The organism is Knoellia flava TL1 (genome assembly GCF_000768675.1).
In the GTDB taxonomy this organism is placed as follows: Bacteria; Actinomycetota; Actinomycetes; order Actinomycetales; family Dermatophilaceae; genus Knoellia; species Knoellia flava.
In genome coordinates this window covers 1-24,807 of the sequence record NZ_AVPI01000028.1, presented here as the reverse complement: position 1 = coordinate 24,807, position 24,807 = coordinate 1, and the positions used below count along the sequence as shown (strand labels likewise).

25 protein-coding genes, 1 tRNA gene and 1 pseudogene are annotated in these 24,807 nt (G+C 72.3%); 9 read left to right on the top strand and 18 right to left on the bottom strand.

Going from position 1 to position 24,807, the window contains the following annotated elements; genetic code table 11:
• Window positions 1-80 precede the first annotated feature (80 nt).
• Window positions 81-515: pseudogene (locus N798_RS10245) on the top strand (ATP-binding cassette domain-containing protein); the annotation flags it as partial.
• On the opposite strand, the gene N798_RS10240 reads toward N798_RS10245, so the two are convergent.
• From N798_RS10240 to N798_RS10225, 4 genes are all read right to left on the bottom strand, one after another.
• Complete coding sequence (locus tag N798_RS10240) at window positions 512-1,162, bottom strand: alpha/beta hydrolase (protein ID WP_052117157.1); 651 nt, start codon at window positions 1,160-1,162, stop codon at window positions 512-514. The pseudogene N798_RS10245 and the gene N798_RS10240 overlap by 4 nt on opposite strands.
• Window positions 1,159-1,497: a divalent-cation tolerance protein CutA gene (gene cutA / locus N798_RS10235; protein ID WP_198030738.1), complete on the bottom strand. Its 339-nt coding sequence runs from the start codon at window positions 1,495-1,497 to the stop codon at window positions 1,159-1,161. Before cutA ends, N798_RS10240 begins: the two co-directional genes overlap by 4 nt.
• 1 nt (window position 1,498) lies before the next feature.
• Window positions 1,499-2,074 carry a dCTP deaminase gene (dcd, locus tag N798_RS10230; RefSeq protein WP_035948232.1) on the bottom strand — a complete coding sequence of 192 codons (576 nt, stop codon included), beginning with the start codon at window positions 2,072-2,074 and terminating at the stop codon, window positions 1,499-1,501.
• Between the two features lie 78 nt (window positions 2,075-2,152).
• Window positions 2,153-3,667 (bottom strand): DHA2 family efflux MFS transporter permease subunit, encoded by a 1,515-nt coding sequence (locus N798_RS10225; RefSeq protein WP_156971701.1) that lies wholly within the window; start codon window positions 3,665-3,667, stop codon window positions 2,153-2,155.
• A gap of 62 nt (window positions 3,668-3,729) precedes the next feature.
• Here N798_RS10225 and N798_RS10220 point away from each other — a divergent pair, with 62 nt between their 5' ends.
• From N798_RS10220 to N798_RS10210, 3 genes are all read left to right on the top strand, one after another.
• Window positions 3,730-4,731: a helix-turn-helix transcriptional regulator gene (locus N798_RS10220; RefSeq protein ID WP_052117155.1), complete on the top strand. Its 1,002-nt coding sequence runs from the start codon at window positions 3,730-3,732 to the stop codon at window positions 4,729-4,731.
• 32 nt (window positions 4,732-4,763) lie between these two features.
• A tRNA-Gly gene (locus tag N798_RS10215) sits at window positions 4,764-4,837 on the top strand.
• A 134-nt stretch (window positions 4,838-4,971) separates the two neighbouring features.
• Window positions 4,972-6,702 (top strand): hypothetical protein, encoded by a 1,731-nt coding sequence (locus tag N798_RS10210; protein WP_035948198.1) that lies wholly within the window; start codon window positions 4,972-4,974, stop codon window positions 6,700-6,702.
• Between the two features lie 61 nt (window positions 6,703-6,763).
• Here the strand turns inward: N798_RS10210 and N798_RS18130 are convergent, their stop codons facing one another.
• The 3 genes from N798_RS18130 to N798_RS10195 form a co-directional block, all read right to left on the bottom strand.
• On the bottom strand, window positions 6,764-7,744 hold the full coding sequence (locus N798_RS18130; protein WP_035948197.1) for a peptidoglycan-binding protein: 981 nt from the start codon (window positions 7,742-7,744) through the stop codon (window positions 6,764-6,766).
• 224 nt (window positions 7,745-7,968) lie between these two features.
• Complete coding sequence (locus tag N798_RS10200; RefSeq protein WP_052117153.1) at window positions 7,969-8,895, bottom strand: serine/threonine-protein kinase; 927 nt, start codon at window positions 8,893-8,895, stop codon at window positions 7,969-7,971.
• Window positions 8,896-9,209: 314 nt separating this feature from the next.
• Window positions 9,210-9,911 carry a hypothetical protein gene (locus N798_RS10195; protein ID WP_035948196.1) on the bottom strand — a complete coding sequence of 234 codons (702 nt, stop codon included), beginning with the start codon at window positions 9,909-9,911 and terminating at the stop codon, window positions 9,210-9,212.
• A 177-nt stretch (window positions 9,912-10,088) separates the two neighbouring features.
• Between N798_RS10195 and N798_RS10190 the strand changes: the two genes are divergently transcribed.
• Window positions 10,089-11,960: an acyl-CoA dehydrogenase gene (locus N798_RS10190; RefSeq protein WP_035948194.1), complete on the top strand. Its 1,872-nt coding sequence runs from the start codon at window positions 10,089-10,091 to the stop codon at window positions 11,958-11,960.
• A gap of 229 nt (window positions 11,961-12,189) precedes the next feature.
• Window positions 12,190-12,543: a YciI family protein gene (locus N798_RS10185; RefSeq protein WP_035948192.1), complete on the top strand. Its 354-nt coding sequence runs from the start codon at window positions 12,190-12,192 to the stop codon at window positions 12,541-12,543.
• An 18-nt stretch (window positions 12,544-12,561) separates the two neighbouring features.
• On the opposite strand, the gene N798_RS17390 is transcribed toward N798_RS10185, so the two are convergent.
• The 3 genes from N798_RS17390 to N798_RS10165 form a co-directional block, all read right to left on the bottom strand.
• A complete protein-coding gene (locus N798_RS17390; RefSeq protein ID WP_052117151.1) occupies window positions 12,562-13,194 on the bottom strand; it encodes a hemerythrin domain-containing protein in 633 nt (210 codons plus the stop codon).
• A gap of 303 nt (window positions 13,195-13,497) precedes the next feature.
• The gene (locus N798_RS10170) at window positions 13,498-13,758 is read right to left on the bottom strand and encodes a DUF6458 family protein (RefSeq protein WP_035948188.1); all 261 of its coding nucleotides are present in this window, start codon (window positions 13,756-13,758) and stop codon (window positions 13,498-13,500) included.
• 53 nt (window positions 13,759-13,811) lie between these two features.
• A complete protein-coding gene (locus N798_RS10165) occupies window positions 13,812-15,206 on the bottom strand; it encodes an FAD-binding oxidoreductase (protein WP_035948186.1) in 1,395 nt (464 codons plus the stop codon).
• 63 nt (window positions 15,207-15,269) lie between these two features.
• Between N798_RS10165 and N798_RS10160 the strand changes: the two genes are divergently transcribed.
• Both N798_RS10160 and N798_RS10155 read left to right on the top strand, forming a co-directional pair.
• The gene (locus N798_RS10160; protein ID WP_229708395.1) at window positions 15,270-15,944 is read left to right on the top strand and encodes an ankyrin repeat domain-containing protein; all 675 of its coding nucleotides are present in this window, start codon (window positions 15,270-15,272) and stop codon (window positions 15,942-15,944) included.
• A gap of 66 nt (window positions 15,945-16,010) precedes the next feature.
• Window positions 16,011-16,820 (top strand): PIG-L deacetylase family protein, encoded by an 810-nt coding sequence (locus N798_RS10155; protein ID WP_035948184.1) that lies wholly within the window; start codon window positions 16,011-16,013, stop codon window positions 16,818-16,820.
• A gap of 60 nt (window positions 16,821-16,880) precedes the next feature.
• On the opposite strand, the gene N798_RS10150 is transcribed toward N798_RS10155, so the two are convergent.
• The 7 genes from N798_RS10150 to N798_RS10120 form a co-directional block, all read right to left on the bottom strand.
• Window positions 16,881-17,825, bottom strand: coding sequence for an anti-sigma factor (locus N798_RS10150; protein WP_035948183.1), 945 nt, complete (start codon window positions 17,823-17,825; stop codon window positions 16,881-16,883).
• Window positions 17,822-18,379: an RNA polymerase sigma factor gene (locus N798_RS10145; protein ID WP_229708397.1), complete on the bottom strand. Its 558-nt coding sequence runs from the start codon at window positions 18,377-18,379 to the stop codon at window positions 17,822-17,824. The genes N798_RS10150 and N798_RS10145 overlap by 4 nt, the downstream gene beginning before the upstream one ends.
• Before the next feature lie 22 nt (window positions 18,380-18,401).
• The gene (locus N798_RS10140; RefSeq protein WP_229708398.1) at window positions 18,402-19,148 is read right to left on the bottom strand and encodes a class F sortase; all 747 of its coding nucleotides are present in this window, start codon (window positions 19,146-19,148) and stop codon (window positions 18,402-18,404) included.
• A 1-nt stretch (window position 19,149) separates the two neighbouring features.
• On the bottom strand, window positions 19,150-19,962 hold the full coding sequence (locus tag N798_RS10135) for a DUF4397 domain-containing protein (RefSeq protein WP_035948181.1): 813 nt from the start codon (window positions 19,960-19,962) through the stop codon (window positions 19,150-19,152).
• A gap of 41 nt (window positions 19,963-20,003) precedes the next feature.
• Window positions 20,004-20,651: a fasciclin domain-containing protein gene (locus N798_RS10130; RefSeq protein ID WP_035948180.1), complete on the bottom strand. Its 648-nt coding sequence runs from the start codon at window positions 20,649-20,651 to the stop codon at window positions 20,004-20,006.
• Window positions 20,652-20,779: 128 nt separating this feature from the next.
• The gene (locus N798_RS10125) at window positions 20,780-21,697 is read right to left on the bottom strand and encodes a carbon-nitrogen family hydrolase (protein WP_035948179.1); all 918 of its coding nucleotides are present in this window, start codon (window positions 21,695-21,697) and stop codon (window positions 20,780-20,782) included.
• A 2-nt stretch (window positions 21,698-21,699) separates the two neighbouring features.
• Complete coding sequence (locus N798_RS10120; RefSeq protein WP_052117147.1) at window positions 21,700-23,676, bottom strand: cytochrome c oxidase assembly protein; 1,977 nt, start codon at window positions 23,674-23,676, stop codon at window positions 21,700-21,702.
• A 117-nt stretch (window positions 23,677-23,793) separates the two neighbouring features.
• On the opposite strand from N798_RS10120, the gene N798_RS10115 reads away from it, so the two are divergent.
• A complete protein-coding gene (locus N798_RS10115; RefSeq protein ID WP_035948178.1) occupies window positions 23,794-24,222 on the top strand; it encodes an SRPBCC family protein in 429 nt (142 codons plus the stop codon).
• Here the strand turns inward: N798_RS10115 and idi are convergent.
• The gene (gene idi, locus N798_RS10110; RefSeq protein ID WP_035948177.1) at window positions 24,173-24,715 is read right to left on the bottom strand and encodes an isopentenyl-diphosphate Delta-isomerase; all 543 of its coding nucleotides are present in this window, start codon (window positions 24,713-24,715) and stop codon (window positions 24,173-24,175) included. The two genes, N798_RS10115 and idi, sit on opposite strands and share 50 nt — an antisense overlap.
• Between the last annotated feature and the right edge of the window lie 92 nt (window positions 24,716-24,807).

Genomic DNA, 24,807 nt, shown 5'->3' with positions numbered 1-24,807 from the left:
GCACCCCGGCGCCGGCGAGACAGCGATGTAGGAATCTTTCGCTCGCGAGAGAGCAACTGTAGGGCTTCTCCGGTCGCCCGCCCTTGCGACAGCACCCGAAGGCACAGGAGATCGACGATGATCCGCATCGCCCGCCCCTGCTCGAGCAGGTCGCCCTGCCGGCCGATGCCGTCGACCGCCACCCGCACCAGCTCTCGGGTGGGCAGCGCCAGCGCGTGGCGATCGCGCGGGCCCTGTCGCTGGAGCCGGACCTCGTCGTCCTCGACGAGGCGGTCTCCGCGCTCGACGTGCTCGTGCAGCAGCAGATCCTCGAGCTGCTCGCGCGGCTCCAGTCCGAGCTCGGGCTTGCCTATCTCTTCATCAGCCACGACCTCGCCGTCGTGCGGATGATCTCGGACGAGGTGCACGTCATGCAGCGGGGCCGGATCGTCGAGTCCGGTTCTCCCGAGGCCCTGTTCGGAGACCCGCAGGCGGACTACACGCGCGAGCTGCTGTCGGCTATCCCGAGCGCCTAGGCCCCATCCGGTCCGTCGAGCAGCGAGTCCGTGACGAACTCGGCGACCTCGCGGTGCCACGTCGGTGCGTGTCGCAGCATCGAGTGGCCCTCGCCGTCGACGGGTCGCCACGTGACGTCGGCCCCCTTGGCGCGCAGCTCGTCGCCGAGGCGGACGGTGCGTGCGGGGTCGGTCGTCCGGTCGTCGACGCCGTGCATGAGCAGCACGCGCAGCCCCGGCCGGCCGGGGCGCGGGTCGCCGGACTCGACCCACGGGGCGAGACCGACGAGGGTCGTCACGTCGGGCTCGGCGGCCAGGTGGGTCGCGACCCGGCCACCCATCGAGTGACCGATGACCGCGACGGGCAGGCCGGCATACCTCTCGCGGATGCGCTCGAGCGCCCAGCGGGCGTCGGTGAGCGGGGTCTGCTCGGTGCCGTTCCAGCCGAAGTAGCGGTTCTTGAGCCGGACGACGGCGAGCCGGTCGCCGGCCCGCCGTTCGATCGCCTTCGCGAACGGCCACATGCGCAGCACCGGCCCCTCCCACCACGGCATCGGGCCGAAGCCCTTCTCGCCCCCGCCGTGGAGGACGAGCACGACACCCTCGGGCGCGGGCGGCATCGTGCCCCGCAGGTCGTGGGCGACGAGCCGGCGCAGGGGGTCCTTCACGAGCGCTCGGTCGCGGAGACCTCGTCGACGAGCCACGCGGCATACGCGGCACTCGCCTCGACGATCGGCACGGCGATGATCTCGGGCGTCTCGTAGGGGTGCACCTCGCCGACGCGGTCGAGGATGGCGTCGAAGCGCGAACGGGTGGTCTTGGCGAGGACGAGGTGCTCGTCGGCGGTCGTCACCTCCCCGTCCCAGCGGAAGGTCGACGTCATGCCGGGCAGGACCTGGGCGCAGGCCGCGAGCCGCTCCTCGACGAGCAGCCGGGCGATGCGGGGCGCGTCGTCGGCCGGGGCCGCGATGCGGACCTCGAGCAGGCTGCTGCCGCCGGACACGTCAGACCTGCGTGCGGTGGAAGTTCTTGAAGCTGCGGCTGGCGGTGGGTCCGCGCTGGCCCTGGTAGTGCGAGCCGTACTTCGACGACCCGTAGGGGTTCTCGACCGAGCTCGAGAGGCGGAAGAAGCACAGCTGGCCGACCTTCATGCCCGGCCAGAGCTTGATCGGCAGCGTGGCGACGTTGCTCAGCTCGAGGGTGACGTGACCGCTGAAGCCCGGGTCGACGAAGCCCGCCGTCGCGTGGGTGAGGAGGCCGAGACGGCCGAGGCTCGACTTGCCCTCGACGCGGGCGGCGACGTCGTCGGGGAGCGTGACGGTCTCGAAGATCGAGCCGAGGACGAACTCGCCGGGGTGGAGCACGAACGGCTCGTCGGGCTCGACCTCGACGAGGCGGGTGAGGTCGGGCTGGTCCTCGGAGGGGTCGATGTAGGGGTACTTGTGGTTGTCGAAGAGCCTGAAGTAGCGGTCGAGGCGCACGTCGATGCTGCTCGGCTGGATCATCTCGGGGTCCCACGGGTCGAGGACGACCCGTCCGTTGTCGATCTCGGTCCTGATGTCACGGTCGCTCAGCAGCACGACGCCACAGTAGTCGGCGAGCACGCCGCGCGTCCGGTGGGCAGCCGGGCTGCCCACCGGACGTCGCGTCGGTCTGCGTCAGTGCGCCTGCGTGGGGTCCGCGCCGACGTGCGCGTCCGCCGGGATGATCCGGGTCGCGACCGCCGTCACGAGCGAGAGCGCTGCGACGACGACGAGCACGACGACGTATGCCGGCCCGAGCAGGTCCGTGGGCACCTCACCACTCTGCCGGCTCGCCACCTCGAAGAAGAGGGTGCCGAGCGCGGCCGCGCCGACCGCGTTGGAGAGCTGGCCGGTGGTGTTGAACTGGCCCGAGGCCGCGCCGGCGTGGCGTCCCTCGACGTGCATGAGCCCGAGCGGAGCGGTCGAGGAGACGACGAAGCCGAAGCCGGCGCCGATGACGACGATGCCCGGGACGAAGACCCAGAAGCTCGTCGTGGGCGTGGCGCCAACCACCGCGACCGCGGTGAGTCCGGCACCGAGCGCCATGACGACCGCGCCGAGGCTGAGGACGGCCCGGCCGACCTTCGGCATGAGCACGGCCGCGCCGAGACCCGCGGTGACCGTGCAGACGACGGCGAACGGGATGCCGACGAGGCCGGCCTTGAGGACGCTCCAGCCGAGCCCGAGCTGGAAGTAGAGCGTGTTGGCGAGGAAGTAGCCCGCGCTGGCGACGAAGAGGAGGGCGCCGACGACGGTGCCGCCGGTGAAGGCCCGGCCGGCGTAGAGCTCGGTCGCGATCATCGGGTCGTCACCGCGACGGCCCTGACGGTGCTGCGAGCGGACGAGGGCGGCGAGGACGAGGACACCCGCTGCCATGACGGCATACGTCCAGGTCGGCCAGCCGAGCTCGTGACCCATGACGAGCGGGTAGAGCACGGCGAGCAGGCCCGCCGAGAGGATCGCGGCGCTGCGCAGGTCGATGCGCGGGGCGCGGGCGGCGCGCGACTCGGGGACGAAGCGCAGCGCGGCGAGGAGGGCGACGACGCCGATCGGGACGTTGACGAGGAAGACCCAGCGCCAGCCGGCCGCCTCGGTGAGGACGGCACCGAGGATCGGGCCGAGGACGGCGGAGATGCCGGCGAGCCCGGAGAAGATGCCCATCGCGGTGCCGCGCTCGTGCGGGGCGTACATCACCTGGATGCTCGTGAGGACCTGCGGCACCATCGCCGCCGCAGCGACGCCTTGGAGGACGCGGGAGGCGACGAGCGTCTCGATGCCCGGAGCGAACCCGCACGCGGCCGAGGCGACGGTGAAGCCGACGAGCCCGACGAGGAAGAGCCGGCGACGGCCGAACCGGTCACCGAGGCGCGCGCCGGTGATGAGCGAGACGCCGAACGCGAGCGGGTAGGCCGCGACGACCCACTGGAGCATGCCCGCGCTCGCGCTCAGGGTCGACTCGATCGTCGGGAGGGCGACGTTGACGATCGTGATGTCGATGAGCTCCATCATCGAGGCGAGGAGGAGGCTGACGAGCGCGAGGGTGCGCGCGCGGCCGCTGATCGGGGTGTCGGCCACGGCTCGGGTGTCGGCGACGGCTTGGGCGTCGGCGACGGGCGAGGAGGCGGCTTCGGGTGCTGTTGCTGTGGTCATGTCAACGACGCTATTCAGCATTCCGGCCACTTTCTGTCCGCTGTGTCTGCGACTCTGGATCCATGGCGAACACGAGCTCTCGCACCCTCCGGCTGCTGTCGCTGCTCCAGACCCACCGGTTCTGGCCGGGCGGCGAGCTGGCGTCGCGGCTCGAGGTGTCCGAGCGCACCCTGCGCCGTGACATCGACCGGCTTCGCGAGCTCGGCTACCCCGTCTCGTCGTCGCGCGGGGTGGAGGGCGGTTACCAGCTCGGGGCGGGCGGGTCGATGCCGCCGCTCGTCGTCGACGAGGACGAGGCGATCGCGATGGTCGTCGCGCTGGGCCAGACCGCCTCGGCGCAGTCGGGTGCGTTGGCCGACTCGACACTGTCCGCCCTGTCCAAGGTCGTCCAGGTGCTGCCTGCCCGGTTGCGTCGTCGTGCGGAGGCGCTGCGCTCGGCGACCGTCGACGCGCCGTTCGCCGAGGCGCCGGAGGTCGAGGCCTCGGTGCTGGGTGCGATCGCGCAGGCCATCCGCGACTCGGAGCGGATCCGGTTCTCCTACACCGCTCGTGGCGGAGTCGCTGCCGGGGCGGAGGCGCGACGCCACGTCGAGCCGCACCAGCTCGTCACCGTCGGGCGGCGGTGGTACCTGCTGGCGTTCGACCTCGAGCGCTCCGACTGGCGCTCGTTCCGGCTCGACCGGCTGACCGAGCCACAGGGGACCAAGTCGCTCTTCCGGCGGCGAGAGATCCCGGGCGGCGACGCGGCGGCATACGTGCGGGCGGGGCTGCAAGGGCGCACCGAGGCCCACCGCTTGGTCACGGTCGTGTCCGCGCCGGCCGTCGAGGTCGAGCAGCGGATCGGCCGGTGGACGACGGTGACGGACCTGGGCGACGGACGCTGCCGGGTCGAGGCCGAGACGCGCGAGATCGGGTTCCTGCTGCTCGGCATGGGGCTCGCGGGTGCCCCGTTCACGGTCGAGGAGGCGGACGCCGAGGTGCGCGACGCGATGGCGTCGTGGGCGACGAACTTCGCGGCGGCGGTTGCCGACGGTGGTCGCGGGACGGCCGGGACGGTGGGTTAAACTCTCGTCGGCGCCCTCGAACGGGGGCGCTTGCCGGTGTAGCTCAATGGTAGAGCGCCAGCTTCCCAAGCTGGACACGCGGGTTCGATTCCCGTCACCGGCTCCACCACGGCTCGTCACCAGCGCATCGCCCAACCGAAACCCTTCGGAGGGGGTGGCGTTGCGACCGGACATCGCGCCACCATCGTCTCCATGGCACAGAGGGTCTCTGTGTTGCCTCGGGAGGGTCGGTGGCACCCGGTGCTGCTGGTCCCTGCCGGGCTTGCCGCCCTGTCGGGGATCGCCCTCGTGGTGGCAGGCCTCCCCCACGGCATGGACTGGAGCGACGAGGCCTTCGTCTGGACGATGATCGCCAGTGACCGCGTGGCGGCCGGTGAGGCCTGGGGGTTCCAGCACCTGCTGCATCCCGTGTGGACGCTGACCGGGGAGACGGTCCTCACGATGCGCGTCCTGCGGCTGCTCGGCTACCTCGCCGTGTCGGTCGTAGTCACGTGGGCAGCGATCCGGGTGCTCACCGCGGCCGGCGTGCGGCTCAACCGACGGGAGCGCGGGCTCGTCCTGCTCGTGGCCCAGGCCGGAACGCTGCTCGTCTGGACATACCCGCCGCGCTATCTCGGCTACAACGAGCTCTCGGCGTGGCTCAGCGCGCTCCTCTGCGCTGCACTCGCCGTGGGTCTCGTGCCGCTCGAGGACGACGACCGGAGACGACGTGTCGCTCCCTGGCTCGTAGCCGGCCTTCTCGTGGTGCCGCTCACCATGGCGAAGTTCACGGCAGCCGTCGTGTGGATGGTCGTCCTTCTCGTGGCCCTTGCCCTGCCGGTCACCGGAAGCGCGAGATGGATGCGGCTCGCGGGCGCCACCGCGGGCGCGGTCCTCTGCCTCGGCGTCATGAGGCTTCTCGGGGTCCCCTTCGTCACCGTGACTCGCAATGCCCTGCACATGCTCACGGACAGCTCCGCCCAGCAGGCGAGCCGTCACTCGATCGACGTCATCATCCACACCTACCTCGACTCCACGCGCACCACCTTGCGGGCCGTCGTCCTGCCGCTGCTGCTGCTGCTGGCCTTCGCCCTGGTGTGCACCCTGTCCGGCCGGCGTCGGTGGCTCGCCGTCATTGCCGCCGGCGTGCTGGCGGCCGCCTTCGTCGCGGTCCAGGCCGGAGCGGCCGTGGAAGGCACGTTCCCCGGTCTCGGCGCCATCGCCACGAGCCTCGGCCTCGGTGCAGGAGGCGCCCTCGCGGTGGTGGCCCGCACCGAGTCGTCGCGAGCCTCCGCCGGACCACGACCGTGGCGGTTGGTGCTCGTGGTGCTGCTCGCCCTGGCCACCCCACTCATCGCACCCATCGGCACCAACAACGCCATCTGGGCTCACACCGTCTTCTCGGCCATGCCGTGGGCGGTCCTGTGCGGCGTGGCTCTCTGCCTGCTCGCCCGCGTCGCCCCACCGGTCGTGCGCGCCGCTCCCGTGCTCCTCGCGGGCGCAGTCGTCGCCCTCGCGACCGCGGCGGTCCTCGAGGAGGTCACGGTCCACCCCTACCGCTCGTTCCCCCTGCTCGACCAGACATCGCCGACGAGCGTGCCACCGTTGCGTGGCATCGCGCTCAACGACGACCAGGCCGCCGTGGCGAACTGGCTGCACGCCACGGCGATCGAGCAGGAGGCGGAGGGTGTGCCGGCAGTGGCCATGGCGACGCCCGGATACCTCTTCATGTTCAACCGCAGCGGATGGGCGAGCCCGTGGGCCGGAGGCTCCTGGCAGGCGTCGATCGCACGCAGCTGCCGCCGCGAGACGCCCGAGGACCTCTTCGTCATCCAGCCCGTCACCCCCAGGGCCCTCATCAGGACCGAGACCCGTCGCCTGCAGGCCGCCCTGACGAGCTGCGACCTCCGTTTCCCCGAGGACTTCCGCGTCGTCGCCGAACGCAACGGCGCGAAGGTGTGGCGGCTCACCGCAGCGGGACCGCCCCGCTGACCGACGGCCGGCTGATCGGCGGCCGGGGCTGGCACGCAGCGGTCGGCTCGGGGTCAGGTCCTCAACAGGACAGCGTCCGTGGCGCCACGGCGGTCGGGCCGAGGTTGCGGCACACTCCGAGCCCATGGTTGGCGAGGCCGGACTTCATCTGTGAGATCGCCGTGGTGTTGAACGCGTTCCACGCCATGTGCATGAGGACCGTCCCCCCGGCGCTCGAGGACGACACCGCGTGGGACACCACCGCCGACTGGGTCCTGCCGGTCCAGTCCTGCGTGTCCACGGTCCACGTCCACACGCGCATCGCCTTGGCGGCGTAGCCGTTGAGCACGGTGGTGTTGTAGGCCCCGTATGGCGGCCGCCCGTAGGACGTCACCACACCCGGCGACCCGAGCTGGGAGAGCACACCCGAGTAGCTCAACGTCCTCAGGTCGGGATGCGAGACGGAGTGGTTGAAGACGTAGTGCCCGTGGCTGCGGGCGTAGGCCGCACTGAAACGGCCCGAGAGGAGGCAGTTCCCCGTCGGGAAGAGCACGAGGGCCACGCCGAGGCGCTCGGCACCGAGCACCGCGCTCTGGAACGCGGTGTAGCTCCTGGGGCAGTCGTCGAAGCTGAGGACCACCCTGCTCGTGAGGTTGGGTCCACGTGTCCGGGAGTAGCGCGTGCCGCCGAGCACGAGCGTGCGCCACGTCTGCGGGCCCACGACCCCGTCGATCGCCAGGTTGATGTGGTCGGACTGGAAGCGCCGGACCGCCAGCCACGTCGCCCCGCCGAAGGACCCGTCGGCCCCGGCGCTGCCCACCGAGTAGCCCTTCGCGAGGAGCAGCTGCTGGAGGACCCGGACGCAGCTGCCCGTGTCGCCACGCCGCAGCGTCGGTCGGTCGGCGATCGGTGTGCTCGACGAGCACGACTGCACCGCGGCCCGGGCGCCGGGAGCGAGACCGGGTGGACCCAGGGCCGGCACCCCGGACAGCACGGCCGCGACGGCGACGGCTGCGACGAGCCTGTGGACGAATGCGGGTCGGGTGCGTGCGGTGACAGCCATCGCCGGCTCCGGTGGTCAGGTGGGGCACGTGGGCGCGGGGAGCCGTCGCCAACCCGACGCTCCTCCGGTCAGCACCCCCTCTCGGTGCCGACGAGGCCAGTGTCGGACCGGCGACTCGGCGCGACCAGAGCCAGTGCGACCCACGCGCCGGCGCGCGAAGGAGCCGTCAGTGGGCGTGGCTCATGGCCCCGACGGGCCACTCCCACCGGCCGGCAACCCGACGGTCAGGCGCCCTCGGCGCGCTGCGGCGGGTAGGGCGTGAACATCCCGTCCGGGAGCCCGGCCACGACGGGTCCGACCGCGGACTCGGCACCCTCCACCAGCTCCTCCGGCACCGTGCCCGCCGGCAGGCGCAGCGCGTCGGCGAACGCCGAGGCGTCCTTCGGCCGCTTCTCCGGCAGCTTGGCGAGTCCGGAGAGCACGGTCGTGCGCAGCGGCTCGGGCACCGAGTCGGGCAGCTCGGGCGCCGGCTGCCCGACGTGCGCGAGCGCGGTGACGATCATCGACTCCCCGGCGAACGGCCGGCTGCCCGTGATCATCTCGAACCCGACGACCGCCAGTGCGTAGAGGTCGCTGGCGGGCGTCGCGGGACGACCCTGCACCTGCTCCGGTGAGAGGTAGTGCGCGGTGCCGAGCATCTCCCCGGTCTGGGTGAGCGCGGAGCCGGCCATCGCCTTGGAGATGCCGAAGTCCGTGAGCCGCGCATAGCCGTCGTCGTCGACGAGGATGTTCGCCGGCTTGACGTCGCGGTGGACGACCCCGGCGTCGTGGGCGGCCTGGAGCGCGGACGCCGACTGCTGGAGGATATCGCTCACCTGGTCGGCGGGAAGGGGACCCCGCTCGCGGATGATCGTCGACAGCGGCCGGCCCTCGATGAGCTCCATGACGAGGAACGCCGAGGTCTCTCCCTCGCCGAAGTCGTGCACGGTGACGATGTTGGGGTGCTGGAGCGCGGCGGAGTTGACCGCCTCGATCCGGAACCGCTCCATGAAGGTGTCGTCGCCGCCGGCATCGGGTCGCAGGACCTTGACGGCGACGGGTCGCTGCAGCCGCTCGTCGAGGGCGCGCCAGATCTGGCCCATCCCGCCCTCGGCGATGACCTCTTCGAGGCGATAGCGGTCGCTGAGCAGGAGTCCCGGTACGTAGTTCACGAGGGGGAACCGGCGACGCCGGCGCGGAAGGCGCCGAACATCGGGAAGCAGGGGAGAGCGGAGTTCACGGAAGTCCTGGCAGGGTGGGCGCCCTCCACAACGGAGGGACGGCTGAACCCATTGTCGCAGGTCGCGGCCCGTTCGGTGGACATCGAGCACGGCGAAGTGGTCAAACATTCACCTACCCGGACGTCGCCACGCGCGGCGCGCGGACGGCATACGAGCACGAAGAGCGGCGTATGCCGGAGGGTCGCCCGTCGCCCATCCGTGCGGTCCGCGTCCGTGCGGTCCGCGTCCGTGCGAACCGACGTCGATCAGCCCCCGGGGACCATCCAGCGCAGGATCTGGACGAGTCCCACGACCGCGCATACGACGACGAACGCCGCGATGACCCAGGCGATGATCTGGGCCGCGTCGATGCCTCCGCTGCCCGGAGACTCGCCCGCGGCGGCCGGGACCACGGCGCTCGACGACGCCGAGGCCGCGGCGTCCTGGGCGTCGCGCGCCTCGAGCGCCTTGGCGCGCAGCGCCTCGACCTTCTTGGACCGCGGCTCCTGGCGGACCGACCGGGGCAGCGAGCGCCACATCGCGGCGAAGTCGTCACCGTGCGACGCGCGCCAGGCCTCGACGGCCGCGTCGACCTCGGGGCCCTTGACGCCGGCGCCGAACCACGCAGCGCCCGCGGCGGGCAGGTCGCCCATCCCGTGGTGCACCTCGCCGAGCAGGCGCAGCGCCTCGATGTCACGCTCCTCGCGCACGTGCGCGGCGAGCACGTCGCGGGCCACCCACAGCTCCCGGCGCTCGACGGCGGCGGTCGCCTCGGTCACCGCGGCGCTGCTCGCCGGGGCCTCGGCCGCTGCCTTATCTGCGGCGGCCTTCTCTTCGGCCTTCGCGGGGACCGTGGCAGGAGCCTTCTCGGCGGCTACCTTCTTGGCGGTCGCGGTCGTCGGGGCCGACGCGGTCGTCGCGTCCTCGTCCTGTGTTCGGCGTGCGGGGTCGCTGGGTCCGGCGGGCATGACAGCCAGCGAACCACACGCGTGCACCCGAGATGAGGACCGGCACACACGGCATACGGCGTCATCGACCGTATGCCGGCCATGTCCGCGACGTGACCCAGCCCACTAAGCGTGCGCTTAGTCACAAACCGGTCGCTCATCTTGCCGCTCGCTACTCGTCGGTAGCACCATGGCTGCATGGGCCACTACAAGAGCAACCTGCGCGACATCGAGTTCAACCTCTTCGAGGTGTTCGGTCGCGGCGACGTCCTGGGGCAGGGCCCCTACGCCGACGTCGACACCGACACCGCGCGCGAGATGCTCAAGGAGGTGGCGCGCCTCTCCGAGAACGAGATCGCCGAGTCCTTCCAGGACGCCGACCGCAACCCGCCCGTCTACGACCCGCAGACCCAGGCCGTGACGATGCCGGAGTCCTTCAAGAAGTCGTATGCCGCCTACCGCGAGAGCGGCTTCTGGAACGTCGACGTCCCCGGCGAGCTCGACGGGACCGTCGCCCCGCCGAGCCTGCGCTGGGCGATGAACGAGCTCGTCCTCGGCGCCAACCCGGCGCTCGCGATGTTCAACGCGTCCTACTCCTTCGCCAAGCTCCTCTACCTGCTCGGCACCGACGACCAGAAGAAGCTCGCGCGCTGGATCATCGAGAAGGACTGGCACTGCACGATGGTCCTCACCGAACCCGACGCGGGCTCGGACGTCGGCGCCGGCCGCACGAAGGCCACGCAGAACGAGGACGGCACCTGGGACATCACCGGGGTCAAGCGCTTCATCACGAGCGCCGAGTCCGACATGGTCGACAACGTCGTCCACTTCGTCCTCGCCCGCCCCGAGGGGGCCGGCCCCGGCACCAAGGGCCTGTCACTCTTCATCCTCACGAAGTACGCCGTCGACCTCGAGACCGGCGAGCTCGGCGAACGCAACGGGGTCTACGTCACCAACGTCGAGAAGAAGATGGGACTCAAGGTCTCGACGACCTGCGAGCTCACCTTCGGCGGCGAGAAGCCCGCCACCGGAACGCTCTTCGGCGACGTCCACGACGGCATCGCCCAGATGTTCCGCGTCATCGAGAACGCCCGCATGCTCGTCGGCACCAAGGCCATCGCCACCCTGTCGACCGGCTACCTCAACGCCCTCGAGTACGCCAAGGAGCGCGTGCAGGGCGCGGACCTCACCCAGCAGACCGACAAGTCCGCCCCGCGCGTGACGATCACCCACCACCCCGACGTGCGCCGCAGCCTCATGCTGCAGAAGGCCTACGCCGAGGGCCTGCGCGCGCTCGTCCTCTTCACCGCCAGCCAGCAGGACGTCGTCGACACCGAGCAGCTGCGCACCGGCGCCGAGCAGGTCGAGCACGACTCCGCCGCCGGGCTCGCCAACCGCGTCAACGACCTGCTCCTGCCCATCGTCAAGGGCCTCGGCTCCGAGCGTGCCTGGGTGCTCCTCGGCACCGAGTCGCTCCAGACGTTCGGCGGCTCCGGCTTCCTCCAGGACTACCCGGTCGAGCAGTACGTCCGCGACGCCAAGATCGACACCCTCTACGAGGGCACGACCGCGATCCAGGGCCTCGACTTCTTCTTCCGCAAGATCATCAAGGACAAGGCCCAGGCCCTCACGACGATCGCCATGCAGATCCAGGAGTTCGCCAAGGACCTCGGCGGCCACGACGGCAAGATCGACCGTGAGCGTGAGCTGCTCGGCGAGGCCCTCGAGAACGTCCAGGGCATCCTCGGCTACATGGTCGGCGAGCTCATGAAGTCCGACCCGCGTCAGGGCGGCGACGTCGCCAACCTCTACAAGGTCGGCCAGAACACCACGCGTCTCCTCCTCGGTGCCGGTGACCTCGTCGTCGGCTGGCTGCTCCTGCGCCAGGCCGACGTCGCGCTCAAGGCCCTCGAGGGCGAGGTGTCGGAGAAGGACAAGGACTTCTACACCGGCAAGGTCGCGGCCGCGCAGTTCTACGCCCGCCAGGTCCTCCCCCGCCTCGCCGCCGAGCGCACCATGGCCGAGGCGACCGACAACGAGCTCATGGACGTGCCCGAGTCCGCCTTCTGACAGCTTCGACTTCTTGCCCGGATGCGACAGGCGAGCGCCAGCGAGCCTGTCCCATCCGGGCAAGAAGTCGAGAGAGCACGACCGCCGGTATGCCGGCCGCGCACCTCGCGCGGCCGGCATACCGGCCTTTTGGGGCAGGTTCGTCGAGGATGGGTGTCGAAACCGGCGCGGTCCGATCGTCATCGGGGCGGGACGGGCGACGGGTCCGTCGACGACGAAGGAGCACGACATGGCGCAGTACCTCATCTACTTCAACCAGCAGTGGGTCGGCGACCACTCGCAGGAGTGGTTCCTCTCGCGGGTGCGGCCGTCGATGGCGGTCATCGACGAGATGAAGGCCGCGGGGGTCTACGTCTTCGCCGGCGGACTCGAGGAGGGCGCGCCGGTCTACGCCGCCGACGCGACGAGCGGCGAGGTGACGATCACCGACGGGCCCTACGTGGAGACGACCGAGCAGCTCGGTGGGTTCTGCGTCGTCGAGGTCCCCAACGACGAGACGGCGAAGATGTGGGCGGGGCGGGTGGCCGAGGGCTGCGGCTGGCCGCAGGAGGTCCGCAGGTTCGGGGCGGTCCCGGAGCTGTGACGCGTCTCTGAAGGGCGGTCAGCGCCAGACCGGGGCGACCTCGCGCTGGTAGCCGCGTCCGATGATGCGTGCGAGGACGAAGCGCACCGGAGCGGGGACCGTGCGCGCCAGCGAGGCCTGGGCCGCGGGGTCGCCGCCATCCTGGATCCACGCGAAGAGCTCGCCGGCCATCGCCGGGCTGCCCTTGCGCAGCTGCCGCTCGACGGCCTTCCACTCCGGCGTCTCGAGGCGATCGTTGATGATCGGCATGACGTCTGACTCCTCGTGGGCGAGGTGGCCGTTGGTCACCCGCGCCGTCTCGGCCACGGTGTCCGCCGCGGCCGCTGCGCGCTCGGCGGTGGGGTCGGCGACGAGGGCGTCCAGGGCTGCCGAGACGGCGCCCAGGCCCTGCGCCATCGCCCGGTGCTCGCCCTCCATGTCGTCGAGCAGTGCGGGGTCGGCGACGTCGAGGCTGCGGACGTAGGGCCAGACGTAGGCGTCCTCGGTCTCGTGGTGGTGGTGCAGCTGCCGGTCCACGGTGGCCCAGGCTCGGCGCAGCTGGCGGGCACGGCCGGCGTCACCGGCGGGGAACGAGCGCAGCGCGGACTCGAACCGCTCGAGGTCGCGTCGGACCGCCGCGTGGATGATCTCGTTCATGCTCATCTCGGCCATCGTCCGAACGTAGCGGCCACCGGACGAGGCGAGTACACCTCGTGCGGATGACGCCGTCTGGCACGGACGGGCGAGGCGCCTGCTCTCCCCTCCACGAGCAGGCGCCTCGGTCGTCGCCCGACCCGAGGGCCGGACAGCGGCTCCCCCGATCCGCTCTGGTGCCAACCCTTCCAGCGCCACCGGACCCTGTCGATGGGGAGCGCTCCCCTGGACCTGCACGGCGTGCGGGTGCGCCGGCCCGGACGCGCGAGACCCCGGCGACCGTGGTCGCCGGGGTCTCGGTGCGCGCGTCGTGCGCTCGCGTCAGAGGCGCGAGTCGGGGTCGACGCGGGTCTCCTCGATGCGCGAGCCCGAGGCGGGGTCGACCTGTGAGGAGCGGGTCGTCGTGTAGCCCGCGGGCCGGGTGCGGCCGCGCATCGCGAACGAGAGGAGGATCGCGAGGACTCCGGCGGCGATGAGGATCCAGCCGAGCATGCCGTCATCCATGCCGGGGATGTCCACCTGAAGGACGAACGCGAGGATCGCGCCGAGGACGATGAGGACGATTCCGAGTCCGATGTACATGGTCACTCCTTGTGGCCGTGTCCGGGCGCAGGGTGCCCGGATCGGCCCCGACTCTACCCCTGACCTGCGGGAACGACGGGGAGGAGAGCCCCCGGATTCAACAGGCCCTGGGGGTCGAGGGCGGCCTTGATCCGGGAGTTGAGCTCCATGACGTCGGGCCCGAGCATCGCGGGCAGCGCGTCGCGCTTGAGCCGTCCGACGCCGTGCTCGCCGGTGATGGTCCCGCCGAGCTCGATCGCCGCCGTGAGGATGTCCTCGAACGCCGCGCGGGCGCGGGTCGTCGAGTCCTCGTCGGCGGCGTCGTACATGACGATCGGGTGGGTGTTGCCGTCGCCGGCGTGCGCGACGCAGACGACGTCGACGCCTCGCTCGACACCGATCTGCTCGACGCGGGCGACGAGGTCGGGCAGCTGCGGCACCGGCACACCGACGTCCTCGAGGAGCAGCGAACCGGCTGCCTCCGCGGCGGGGAACGCGAGGCGCCGGGCCCGGACGAAGGACTCGCCCTCGGCCGGGTCGTGCGTCGCGAAGACGTCGACCGCCCCGGCCTCGACGCAGGCCTTCTCGATGACCGCCATCTCCTGCTCCCGGGCGCCCTCGGGGGCGTCGGACTGGACGAGGAGGAGCGCGCGGTCGCGGTCGAGCCCCATGGGCGCGTGGTCCTCGACCTGGTTGACCGTGGGACGGTCCATGAGCTCGACCATGGAGGCCCGCACGACCCGGCCCATCGCGACGACGGCGTCGGCCGCGGCCCGCACGGTATCGAAGGTGGCGACGAGGGTCGAGGGAGCGAGCTGCGCGGGGACGAGACGGAGCGTCACCCTCGTGACGATGCCGAGCGTGCCCTCGCTGCCGACGAAGAGCTTGAGCAGCGACAGGCCGGCGACGTCCTTGATCGTCTTGCCACCGAGCGTGACGAGGCGCCCGTCGGCGAGGACGACGTCGAGCCCGAGGACGTAGTCGGTCGTCACGCCGTACTTCACGCAGCACAGCCCGCCGGCGTTGGTCGCGACGTTGCCGCCGATCGAGCAGATCTCGAACGAGCTCGGGTCCGGCGGGTACCAGAGGCCGTGCTCGGCCGCGGCCTTTTTGACGGCGGCGTTGAACGCTCCCGGCTCGACGACGGCGCAGCGCGCCGCTGGGTCGATCTCGATCGCGGTCATCCGCTCGAGGCTGACGACGATCCCGCCCTCGACGGCCGAGGCTCCGCCGCTGAGCCCCGACCCCGCTCCGCGGGGCACGACGGGTATGCCGTGGCTCGCGGCCCAGCGCACGGCCACCTGGACGTGCTCGGCGGTCTCGGCACGGACGGCCGCACACGGCATACCGGCTTCGGGGTCCTTGGCCCAGTCGAAACGGTACTTCTCGAGCGCTTCCGGGCGGGTGGCGACGACCCCCTCGGGCAGGGAGGAGGCGAGCTCTGCGACGGCGGCGCTGCGATCGGTCACCCGGTCATCCTAGGAACGGGGACACTGGGAGTGCCCGTCGGAGCCCGACCAGGAGGTGACCCCGTGCGCCGGCTCGTCGTCGCCGTCCTCGCCCTCGCGATGGGGTGCCTGCTGCTCGTGGGCGGGTGCACGGCACGGCAGGATGACGACGTGACAAGTCCCGCGACCGACCTCCTCGCCGCCGCTTCGTCCGGAGACGTCGAGGGGGTGCGGGCCGCGCTGGAGGCCGGCGCCGACATCGAGAGGCGCGACGAGCAGGGGCGCACCGCACTGCTGCTCGCCGCGACCCACGACCACGTCGAGGTGGCCGAGGTCCTCGTGGAGCGGGGCGCGTCGGCGGACGCCCTCGACGACCGCCACGACACCCCGTGGCTCGTCACCGGTGTGACCGGCAGCGTCGCCATGCTCGAGGCGCTGCTGCCCGCCGGGCCCGACCTCACGATCCGCAACCGCTACGGCGGCGTCTCGGTCATCCCGGCGAGCGAGCGCGGCCACGTGGACTACGTCCGTCGGGTCGTCGAGACCGGCATCGACGTCGACCACGTCAACGACCTCGGGTGGACCGCGCTGCTCGAGGCGGTCATCCTCGGCGACGGCGGGCCGCGCCACCAGGAGATCGTGCGGATCCTGCTCGACGCAGGCGCCGACCCATCGATCCCCGACCGCGACGGAGTCACCGCTCTCGATCACGCCCGCGACCGGGGCCAGACCGAGGTCGCGGCGATCCTCGGAGGCTGAGGCGGGTTCGCTGCAGGCGTATCCGGCACGGGTCACGGTGTCCGAGGCGCACGGCAGGATGGGCGCATGGCCACGATCGTCTTCCTCCATGCCCACCCCGACGACGAGGCGTCCGGCACCTCCGGCACGATGACCCGGCTGTCGCGCGAGGGCCATCGCGTGGTCGTCGTCTACGGCACAGGCGGCGAGCTCGGCACCTCGCCCGAGGACCTGCCCGAGGGCAGCACCCTCGCCGACTTCCGTCGTAGCGAGGCCGAGGCGTCGGCCCGGGTCACCGGCACCGAGCGCATCGTCTGGCTGGGCTATCACGACTCCGGCATGCACGGCTGGGAGCAGAACGGCCACGACGGCTCGTTCCACGGCGCCGACCTCGACGAGGCCGCCGGCCGCCTGGTCGAGGTGCTCGACGAGGAGGACGCCGACGTCCTCGTCGGCTACGACTGGCACGGTGGCTACGGCCACCCCGACCACGTCAAGGTCCACCACGTCGTCCATCGCGCCGCCGACCTCGCGGCGCAGCGGCCTCGGCTGCTCGAGTCGACGATGAACCGCGACGAGATGCGCAAGGGCTACGAGCGCGCCGTCGAGGCCGGGCAGGCCGACCAGAGCTGGGACCCCGACGAGCCGATCGACGGTGGTGAGCCCCTCGGCACGCCCGAGGCGCAGATCTCGTGGCGGGTCGACGTCAGCCCGGACCTCGAGGCCAAGCGCGCGGCCCTCGCCTGCCACGCGAGCCAGACGAGCGACGTCGGGATGATGCTCCAGATGCCGGAGGACGTGTTCCGCGAGTGGTTCGGCACCGAGTTCTACATCGAGCCCGGGCGCGCGCCCGGGATGGTCGAGGGCTGGCCGTTCGAGGACCTCGACGCCGGCTGACCGGCCCTCGAGCGACGAGCCGGTCACCGGGGCGCGAGGCTGCGGTGGAGACGGCCGCTGTCAGGCCCGGGTCGTCAACGAGCCGCGCACGAGGCTGTCGCCGGAGTGCTGCGGCTTGTCGTCGAACTGCTCGCGCGACAGGTCGACGATGACGTAGCCCTCGTCGAGCAGCCTGCGCGAGATCGGGAACGTCTGGTCGGCGCTCTTCTCGTCGAGGACCCCCACCGACACCATCCGCTGGAGGTCGCGGTTGATGAGCCAGACCTCGACGTAGCCGCCGTCGGCGGGGCGCAGGTCGCGGGCCGCGACCTCGAGCGTCACGTCATCGGCGCGCTCGCTCACCGTCGCCGTGCCGAGGCGCTGGGCCGTGTCCAGCGTGTCGAGCTCCGCGGTCGCCACCGTGCGCGCCGGGTCGACCGCGGGCTCCCGGAGGCGGTCGGCGACGACGATGCCACCCGCGCCGAGGAGGACGCCGGCGGCGCAGGCGGCTGCGAGCCACCCGAGCGCAGGGCGGGGACGACTCGCCTGGCCTCTGCCGCCCGCGGTGCGCAGGGGCACGACGACCTCAGGGGACGCGGAGGCCTCGGTCGGCGCCGGGGGCAGGACGGCGACGTCCGGCATCGGCTCGGTGCGGAGCGCCGCCGGCACCGGGACCTCGTCCGGCGCCGCGGACGGGTCGTCGACGCCCGGGTCGTCGACGCCCGGGTCGACGATGTCGGGGTCGACGGCGTGGGGATCGTCGAGGGCGGGGTCATCGAGGGCGGCCTCGATCCGTGACCAGAGCCCCGGACCGGGCGTGACGAGCTCGACCGACGAGGCCTCGCGCGTCACACCCACCGTGCGGCTCAGGGAGGCCAGCGCGTCGCGGCACAGGGCGCACACACCCAGGTGCGCGCGCTCGTGAGTCAGCGCGTCCTCGTCGAGCGCGAGGTCGACGAGGCGCTCGTCGGCGAGGTGCTCCGTGGGCAGGACGTCACCTCGGGTGTGGGCGGGCGGGCGGATCATGCCGTCACCTCCTCGAGTCGGGCGCGCAGGTCGAGCAGACCGCGGCGGATGTGGCTCTTCACGGTTCCCAGCGGCAGGCCGAGCGCGTCGGCGACGTCCTGCTGCCGACGGTCCTCCACGACCGCCATCCGGATGATCGTGCCCCGCGGCTCTCCCAGGGCGTCGAGCTCCCGGGCCAGGAGGACTCGATCCGCGGCGTCCTCCGGGTGCGCCCCGGTGGCGACCTCGGACGGGACCGACATCACCCGCTCGTCCCGCTCCCGCCGACTGCGTTGCGCGTGGTGGTCGGCACACCGGCGGCGGGTCACCGTGGCCAGCCACCCGGCCAGCGAGCCGGCCGAGGGGTCGAGCGAGTGGCGGCTGCGCCACAGCGCGACGAAGACCTGCTGGGTGACGTCCTCGGCGTCGTGGTGGCTGCCGACCGACCTCACCGCGATGGTGTGGACGAGCGGCCCGAACCGGCGGTAGACCTCCGCGAGCGCGTCCCGGTCCTCGTCGGCGACGCGCTGCATCAGCTCGGCGTCACTCGTCTCGGGGGGCGCATCACTTCGCACCCACCTCACGATAGGCGACACCTCACGCGACGGAGGCGCGGCGGGCAATCGCAACGACGTTGTCGTCATAGTGGCGGGTCCTCGGGTTCCACTCGCCGCCGCAGCTCACGAGGTGCAGCCGAGCGGGGCCGGATCGGGCGAAGAGCGCGTCGACGTCGAGCGCCTTCTTGGCGTACTGGTCGACGCGCTCGACGACGTACTCGACCCGCGCGCCGTCGACCGTGACGACGATCCGGGCGCCGACGTCGAGCTTCGGCAGCTTCGCCAGCGGACCGACCCCGTCGCGGGAGTCGACGTGCGCCGAGATGACGTTGGCCCCCTCGGCCGAGGTCGGCGCCGGGCCGAAGCGGTACCACCCGGCGACGTCGGGATCGTCCGGCAACGCCATCTGGCCGTTCTCCGCCACGCCGACGGGGACGACGGGCATGCGTACGTCGAGTGAGGGGATCGCGAGCTCGAAGCCGGTGCTGGTCTGGCGCCGGTCGCGCGGAGGTGATGGCGTTGCCGGTCGCACGGGCACCGCGACAGGTCCGCCGGAGGCCGTCGCCGACGGTGAGGGGCGTCCCGTCGGCGACGGCGCGGCGGACGGCGCCTCCGTCGACCCCGACGCGGTGGGCGTCGGGTCGAGGGCGGCCGTCACGTCGGCAGGGTCGGTGAGCCGCTCGGGTGAGAGGACGGCATACGTGCCCCAGGCGAGCAGCCCGGCGAGGAGAGCGGCCGCCAAGACGACGACCGCCCTCCTCGGGCCGGAGCTCCACGAGGGGCTCACGTCAGCCGCGCACTTCCTGGCGGCGGCGGGTCGCGAGGAGCGCGATCCCACCGGCGAGGAACGCGGCACCACCGACGAGGGTCAGCGGCTGCCAGGAGTTCGTGTCCGCCTTGCCGCCGACACCGCTCGGGACGCCGCTCGGGGCGCTGTGCAGGCCGTCGATGGTCTGGACCGCGAGCTCGAGGTTGTCGTCGGCGGCCGAACCCCACGCGTAGACGATGGTGTTCGTGCCCTCCTTGAGGTCGACGTCGGCCGGGCCGATCGCGACCGTGTCGGTGCCGGCGAGCACGACGTCGGCCTTGATGGCTCCGGCGGGCAGGTCCGCCTTGGCCTCCTTGGGGTTCGTGAGTCCCTCGAAGGCGACCTCACCGTTGGCACGCACGTCGACCGCAGGCGCAGCAGCGGTGTGGCGCACCGTGATGCGCGCCTGACCGGCCTTCGTCGCCTTGGTGTCGTTGACGAAGGGAGTAAGGATGGGAGTGCCGCTCGCGTTGAGGTGGGCGACGACGGTGACGTTGGCGCCACCGGGGACGGCGACGTCGTTGGCCTCGATGACCGCCGCCCCGTCCGGACCGGCGCCGGCGGCCGTGACCTTGAGGTCGTAGCTGCCCTCGGGGAGGGTGAGCGGGTCGGTGAGGGTGCCGGGCGTGAAGTCCTCGAGGATGGCGTCACCATTGGCATAGACGTCGACGGTCGCTCCCGGCACGGCGTGCAGGATCGAGACCTTGGCGTCGGCGGCGTGGGCCGGGACGGCGAGGACGGCGCCGAGACCGGTGGAGACGGCGAGGACTGCGAGGGTTCGGGTGGTGCGCATGGCGTTCTCCTGTCGGGTTGGTGGTGGTGCGGTGGTTGGCGTCAGAGGTTGACCGGACGCAGGACGCCCGTGATGCCGTGGGCGATCTGCTTGTTGCCCTTGTTGACGTCGAGGGCGAACGGGTTGACGAAGGGGTTGCGGTCGTCGGTGTCCTTGTCGCGCAGCTCGATGATCGGGAGGTAGCGGCTGTAGGAGCGGACGGTGAGGGTGCCGCCCTGGGCGGTGGTGAGGACCGCGCCGTTGGCGGCGACGGCCTGCTTCGACGTGATCGTCGCGCCCGGCACGACGTGGTAGAGCAGCACGGTCTCGACCGTGTCGATCCCGAGCCCGGCGACGGCGTCGAAGACGGCCTTCTCGGACGACAACCGCGAGCCCGCGACGTCGGCGACGAGCGACTGGAACGCCCGGTCGTTGGGGAGGAAGGCGGTGAGCGGGACGGTGCCGTCGGCGAGGACGCCGACCTTGCTCGTCGGCTTGGCGCCGAGGACGGCGAGGGCCGCCTCGGTGACGATGTCGTAGTCGTACCAGTTGCGGTCGAACTGGTTGCCGTCCGCGGTGAGGACGGCGGCGAGGCTACGCGTCCCGGTCGGTGCGGTCGTGGACGTCGGGGCGGCGGACGCGGCGGGGGCGGCGAGCGCACCGGCGAGGCCGGCCACGGCGAGGGCGGAAAGGATCCTGCGAGCTGACATCGGTGGTACTCCCTGGGTTCGGGGGCGCCGGGGAGGCGTCCATGCCCCTACTTCCGGGCCGACCCCACGCAGGGATGCACCTTGGACAAACTTTGTACAAGAATTTTCTCGAGGGCTCCGCGACAGCCTCAGAGACGGCGGTCGGGGAGCACCGGGAAGCCCTCACGCGTGCTCGCGACGAGCCCCGGGTCGATGTCGACGATGAGGACCTCCTCACCGCTGCCGGCCTCGGCCAGCACCTCGCCGGTCGGAGCGACGACCTGGCTGTGACCACCCATCTCGGTGCGGGCGTGCGTGCCCGCGGTGTTGCACTGCACGACGAACGCCTGGTCCTCGATGGCCCGGGCACGGCCGAGCAGGGTCCAGTGCCCGACGCGGGCTGCCGGCCACGCGGCCGGCACGAGGAAGACCTGCGCGCCCGCGTCGACCTGCCGGCGGTAGAGCTCGGGGAAGCGCAGGTCGTAGCAGGTCGACAGCCCCACGGTGACCGACCCGTCGCCGCCCGACGGCACCTCGGCCGTGACGACGTCTGCGCCGGCCTCGAGCAGCTTGGGTTCACCCGACCCGAACCCGAACCGGTGGATCTTGCGGTATGCCGTCCGCCCACCCTCCGCGGTGACGAGCAGCGAGGTGTTGGCGAGGGTTCGCCCGTCGGCCCCGGGCTCGGGCAGCCGCTCGACGAAGGAGCCGGCGTGCAGGGTGACCCCGGTCTCGGCCGCGAGCGCCGTCATCGCCTGCACCCACGGGCCGTCGAGAGGCTCGGCCGCGTCCTCCCAGCGCCGGTAGTCGAACCCGGTGGGGGCCCAGAGCTCGGGCAGGACGACGAGGTCAGGAACCCCCGACGCCCCTTGCGTCCGGCGTTCTGACGGCATACCCACCACACCTGCGGACGCAACGGAAGACGGGGCCCCTTGCGTCCGGCGTTCTGACGACCTGGCCCCCACATCTGCGGACGCAAGCGAGCGCACCATCGTCGATACCCGCTCGACCCGGGCGTCGAGCGTCTCGTCGTCGTCGTAGGCCACCTGGACCAGGGCGATGCGCATCGTCAGTCGACCTCCTTGGCCTGCGAGCCGAGCCGCTGGAGCCGCTCGTTGTAGGCGCGCAGCGCGGCGTCGTCGTCACGGTCGGCCTGCCGGTCGAGCCGCACGCTCTCCTGCCTCTCGCGGCGGAACCACTGCCGGGCGACGAGGATCGCGAGGACCAGGGTCGGCGCCTCGCCGAAGCCCCAGGCGATCTCGCCGGCGCGCTGCTGGTCCGCGAGCGGGTCGGGACCCCACGGCAGGTTGATCTGCTCGAAGAAGTCGGGTGCGAGGACGAACGACGTGCCCGTGAGCGCGACCCCGAAGAAGGCGTGGAAGGTGATCGTCGCGAAGAGGATGAGCAGCAGGATCGCCGGCGACCACTTCGGCGGACCGGGGTCGATGCCGATGAGCACCCAAGTGAAGAGGTAGCCGGTGAGGAGGAAGTGGGCCAGCATGAGCAGGTGCCCGGTGTGCGTCGTCAGGGCCAGCTCGAAGAGCGGCGACCAGTAGAAGGCGGCGAGGCTGCCGAAGAAGAGCACGGCGGCGGCGACCGGGTTGGCGAAGAGCTGCATCGCCCGCGAGTGGACGACCTGGAGGATGACCTCCCGCGGTCCCCAGGTGCGGTCGGGTCGCGCGGGCAGGGCACGCAGCGCGAGGGTGAGCGGGGCCGCGGGCACGAGCAGTAGCGGCACGATCATCGCGACGACCATGTGCATGACCATGTGCACCGAGAACTGCACGCGGCCCCAGATGTCCGGCGCTCCGCTCGTGGCCCAGACGAAGGCGAGCCAGCCGAGGGTCCACAGCACGACCCGATGGACCGGCCACGAGTCGCCGCGGCGGGCGAGGCGGCGGGCACCGGCGAGATAGAGCCCGACCGCGACGGCGGCGATCGCGAGCATGAGCCAGTTCGGCCGCCACTGGGTGAGCCAGTCGGACGTCGACATCGGTCCGGGGTCGGGGAAGCCGGTGATCGAGAGCACCGCGCTCGGCGACTGCTCGGAGTCGGGGACGGGCGGGGGCGTCCGGCTGAGGACGGCGCCCAGCCCGAACGCCGCTCCCATGAGCCCGAGCTCGACGAGGACGAGACGGGCGAACCCGCTGCCGTCGCGGCTGATCGAGACGATGACCCGGCGCCGCTGCTGCCAGCCGATGACGCCGAGCGTCACGAGGATGACGGTCTTGGCGACGACCATCGCGCCGTAGGCGGACGCGACGCCCGACGGCCCGCCGAGCCGGATGACGGCCTGCTGGAGACCGGTGACCGCGACCGCGGCGTAGGCCCACCCCGCGAGCACCGAGTAGCGGGAGACGGTCGCGGCGAGGTCCTGACCGATGCGGGGCTGCATAAGGGCGATGGCGAGGAGCCCGCCCACCCAGACGGTGACGCCGAGGAGGTGCACGCCGAGAGAGTTGACCGCGTCCTCGTGGCTCGCGCTGCCGGCCGAGTGGCCGGTGAGCGCGACGACGACGATGCCCGCGAGCGCGACGGCGGCGAGCCACGCGTATGCCGTCCGCGTCCGTGCGAGGAGCGCGCCAGTCGTGACGACGAGGGCGACACCGGTCGAGATCGAGAGGACGCGGGTCACCTCGAGCGACCACACGAAGGTCAGGAACTGCCGGCCGAGCTCGGGGTCGCCGAGGCGGAGGCCGGCGAGCGAGGCGAAGGTGAGGAAGACGCCGAGCCCCGCGGCGACGAACCAGACGACGCCGGTGACGGCGGCGAGGCGCGAGGCCTGGACGCGGCGCTCGGTCGTGCGTCGCTCCGGCACGAGGAAGGCAGCGAGGACGAGCAGGCCGAAGGTTGCGGCCGAGGACAGGTCGCTCACGACGCGCACGAGAGGCAGCGCCCAGCGCACGAGCGGGCCCGGGTCGTCGAGGACGAGCGGCGCGAGCACACCCGCGAGGGACGCCGCGACGAGGGCGACGACGAGGCCGCTCACACCCACGACGGCCGCGGGGCCGATCGGTGTGCGGGCGGTGGCGGGCGCGGTGCTCATGGCTCCCAGCGTAGGCAGCGCGCGGCGGGCCCGGTCCGCCACCCGTCGGCCGGTCGGCCCCGACCCGTCCTCGCTCGCTGCCCACCGGCCCTCTCGTGCTGCGAGACTGGGGCGGCCGTGAGACCTCCGACCGCCTCCCTCACCCTCGGCCTCGACGTCGAGGCGCCCGCCGACGTCGCGTGGGACCTGCTCGTCCGGCTCGCCGAGTGGCCGACGTGGGGGCCGACCGTGCGCGCGGCCACGCTCGACGACGGAAGCGGCGTCCTCACCGCCGGCGCGACCGGGCACGTCCGGACCGTGGCCGGTCCCACACTTCCCTTCCGGGTCGAGGACTGGGTCCCCGAGGGAGCGGTGCGGCACTGGTCGTGGCGCGTGGGCGGCATACCGGCCACGGGACACACCGTGAGGGAGCGGGGGTCCGGGTGCCGCGTGGAGCTGTCGGCCCCGTGGTGGGCGAGCGCCTACGCGCCCGTCCTGTGGCTTGGCCTGCGGCGGATCAGAGCTCGGGCGGAAGGACGTCGAGCTGGAGCAGGCACCACGGGCTGACCTCACGGCGCCCCTCGAGGGCGTCGGCGCGGAACGTCGCCCAGTCGACCCACTCGTGCTCGGCCACCTCGTCGGGGTCGGGCGCGACCGAGCCTGGGTCGGTGCACCGCGCGACGAAGACCGGGCACACCTCGTTCTCGACGACGCCGTCCGGCATCACCGCGCGGTAGCGGAAGTCGGGCAGCACGGCGCGCAGTCCCTCGACCTCGAGGCCGAGCTCCTGCCGCAGCCGTCGGCGCACGGCGTCCTCGACCTCCTCGCCCGGTGCGGGGTGGCCGCAGCAGCTGTTGGTCCAGGCGCCGGGCCACGTGAGCTTCGACCACGCGCGCCGCGTCACCAGGAGGCGCCCCGCGTCGTCGAGGACGTAGCAGGAGAACGCGAGGTGCAGCGGCGTGTCCGTGTGGTGCACCTCGCTCTTGAGGGCGTCGCCGATGGGCTGCCCGTCCTCGGACAGCAGGACGACGCGTTCCTCGGTGCCGGGGTGCGCGCTCATGCCGGCCGCGCCAGCTGGTTGACCGCGGCCCGGAAGACGCCGGGGGCCACGCGGGCCGCGGGGACGACGGCCCGGCGCAGGGCGCGCAGCCG

Bases quoted from the DNA above. Each gene is read 5' to 3' on its own strand.
- N798_RS10125 (WP_035948179.1), bottom strand. From the start codon at position 21,697: ATGCGCATCGCCCTGGTCCAGGTGGCCTACGACGACGACGAGACGCTC.
- N798_RS10170 (WP_035948188.1), bottom strand. From the start codon at position 13,758: ATGTACATCGGACTCGGAATCGTCCTCATCGTCCTCGGCGCGATCCTC.
- N798_RS10120 (WP_052117147.1), bottom strand. From the start codon at position 23,676: ATGAGCACCGCGCCCGCCACCGCCCGCACACCGATCGGCCCCGCGGCC.
- N798_RS17390 (WP_052117151.1), bottom strand. From the start codon at position 13,194: ATGGCCGAGATGAGCATGAACGAGATCATCCACGCGGCGGTCCGACGC.
- N798_RS10135 (WP_035948181.1), bottom strand. From the start codon at position 19,962: ATGCGCACCACCCGAACCCTCGCAGTCCTCGCCGTCTCCACCGGTCTC.
- N798_RS10195 (WP_035948196.1), bottom strand. From the start codon at position 9,911: ATGCCCGCCGGACCCAGCGACCCCGCACGCCGAACACAGGACGAGGAC.
- N798_RS10130 (WP_035948180.1), bottom strand. From the start codon at position 20,651: ATGTCAGCTCGCAGGATCCTTTCCGCCCTCGCCGTGGCCGGCCTCGCC.
- N798_RS10225 (WP_156971701.1), bottom strand. From the start codon at position 3,667: ATGACCACAGCAACAGCACCCGAAGCCGCCTCCTCGCCCGTCGCCGAC.
- N798_RS10190 (WP_035948194.1), top strand. From the start codon at position 10,089: ATGGGCCACTACAAGAGCAACCTGCGCGACATCGAGTTCAACCTCTTC.
- N798_RS10220 (WP_052117155.1), top strand. From the start codon at position 3,730: ATGGCGAACACGAGCTCTCGCACCCTCCGGCTGCTGTCGCTGCTCCAG.
- N798_RS10155 (WP_035948184.1), top strand. From the start codon at position 16,011: ATGGCCACGATCGTCTTCCTCCATGCCCACCCCGACGACGAGGCGTCC.
- N798_RS10150 (WP_035948183.1), bottom strand. From the start codon at position 17,825: ATGATCCGCCCGCCCGCCCACACCCGAGGTGACGTCCTGCCCACGGAG.
- N798_RS10185 (WP_035948192.1), top strand. From the start codon at position 12,190: ATGGCGCAGTACCTCATCTACTTCAACCAGCAGTGGGTCGGCGACCAC.
- idi (WP_035948177.1), bottom strand. From the start codon at position 24,715: ATGAGCGCGCACCCCGGCACCGAGGAACGCGTCGTCCTGCTGTCCGAG.
- N798_RS18130 (WP_035948197.1), bottom strand. From the start codon at position 7,744: ATGGCTGTCACCGCACGCACCCGACCCGCATTCGTCCACAGGCTCGTC.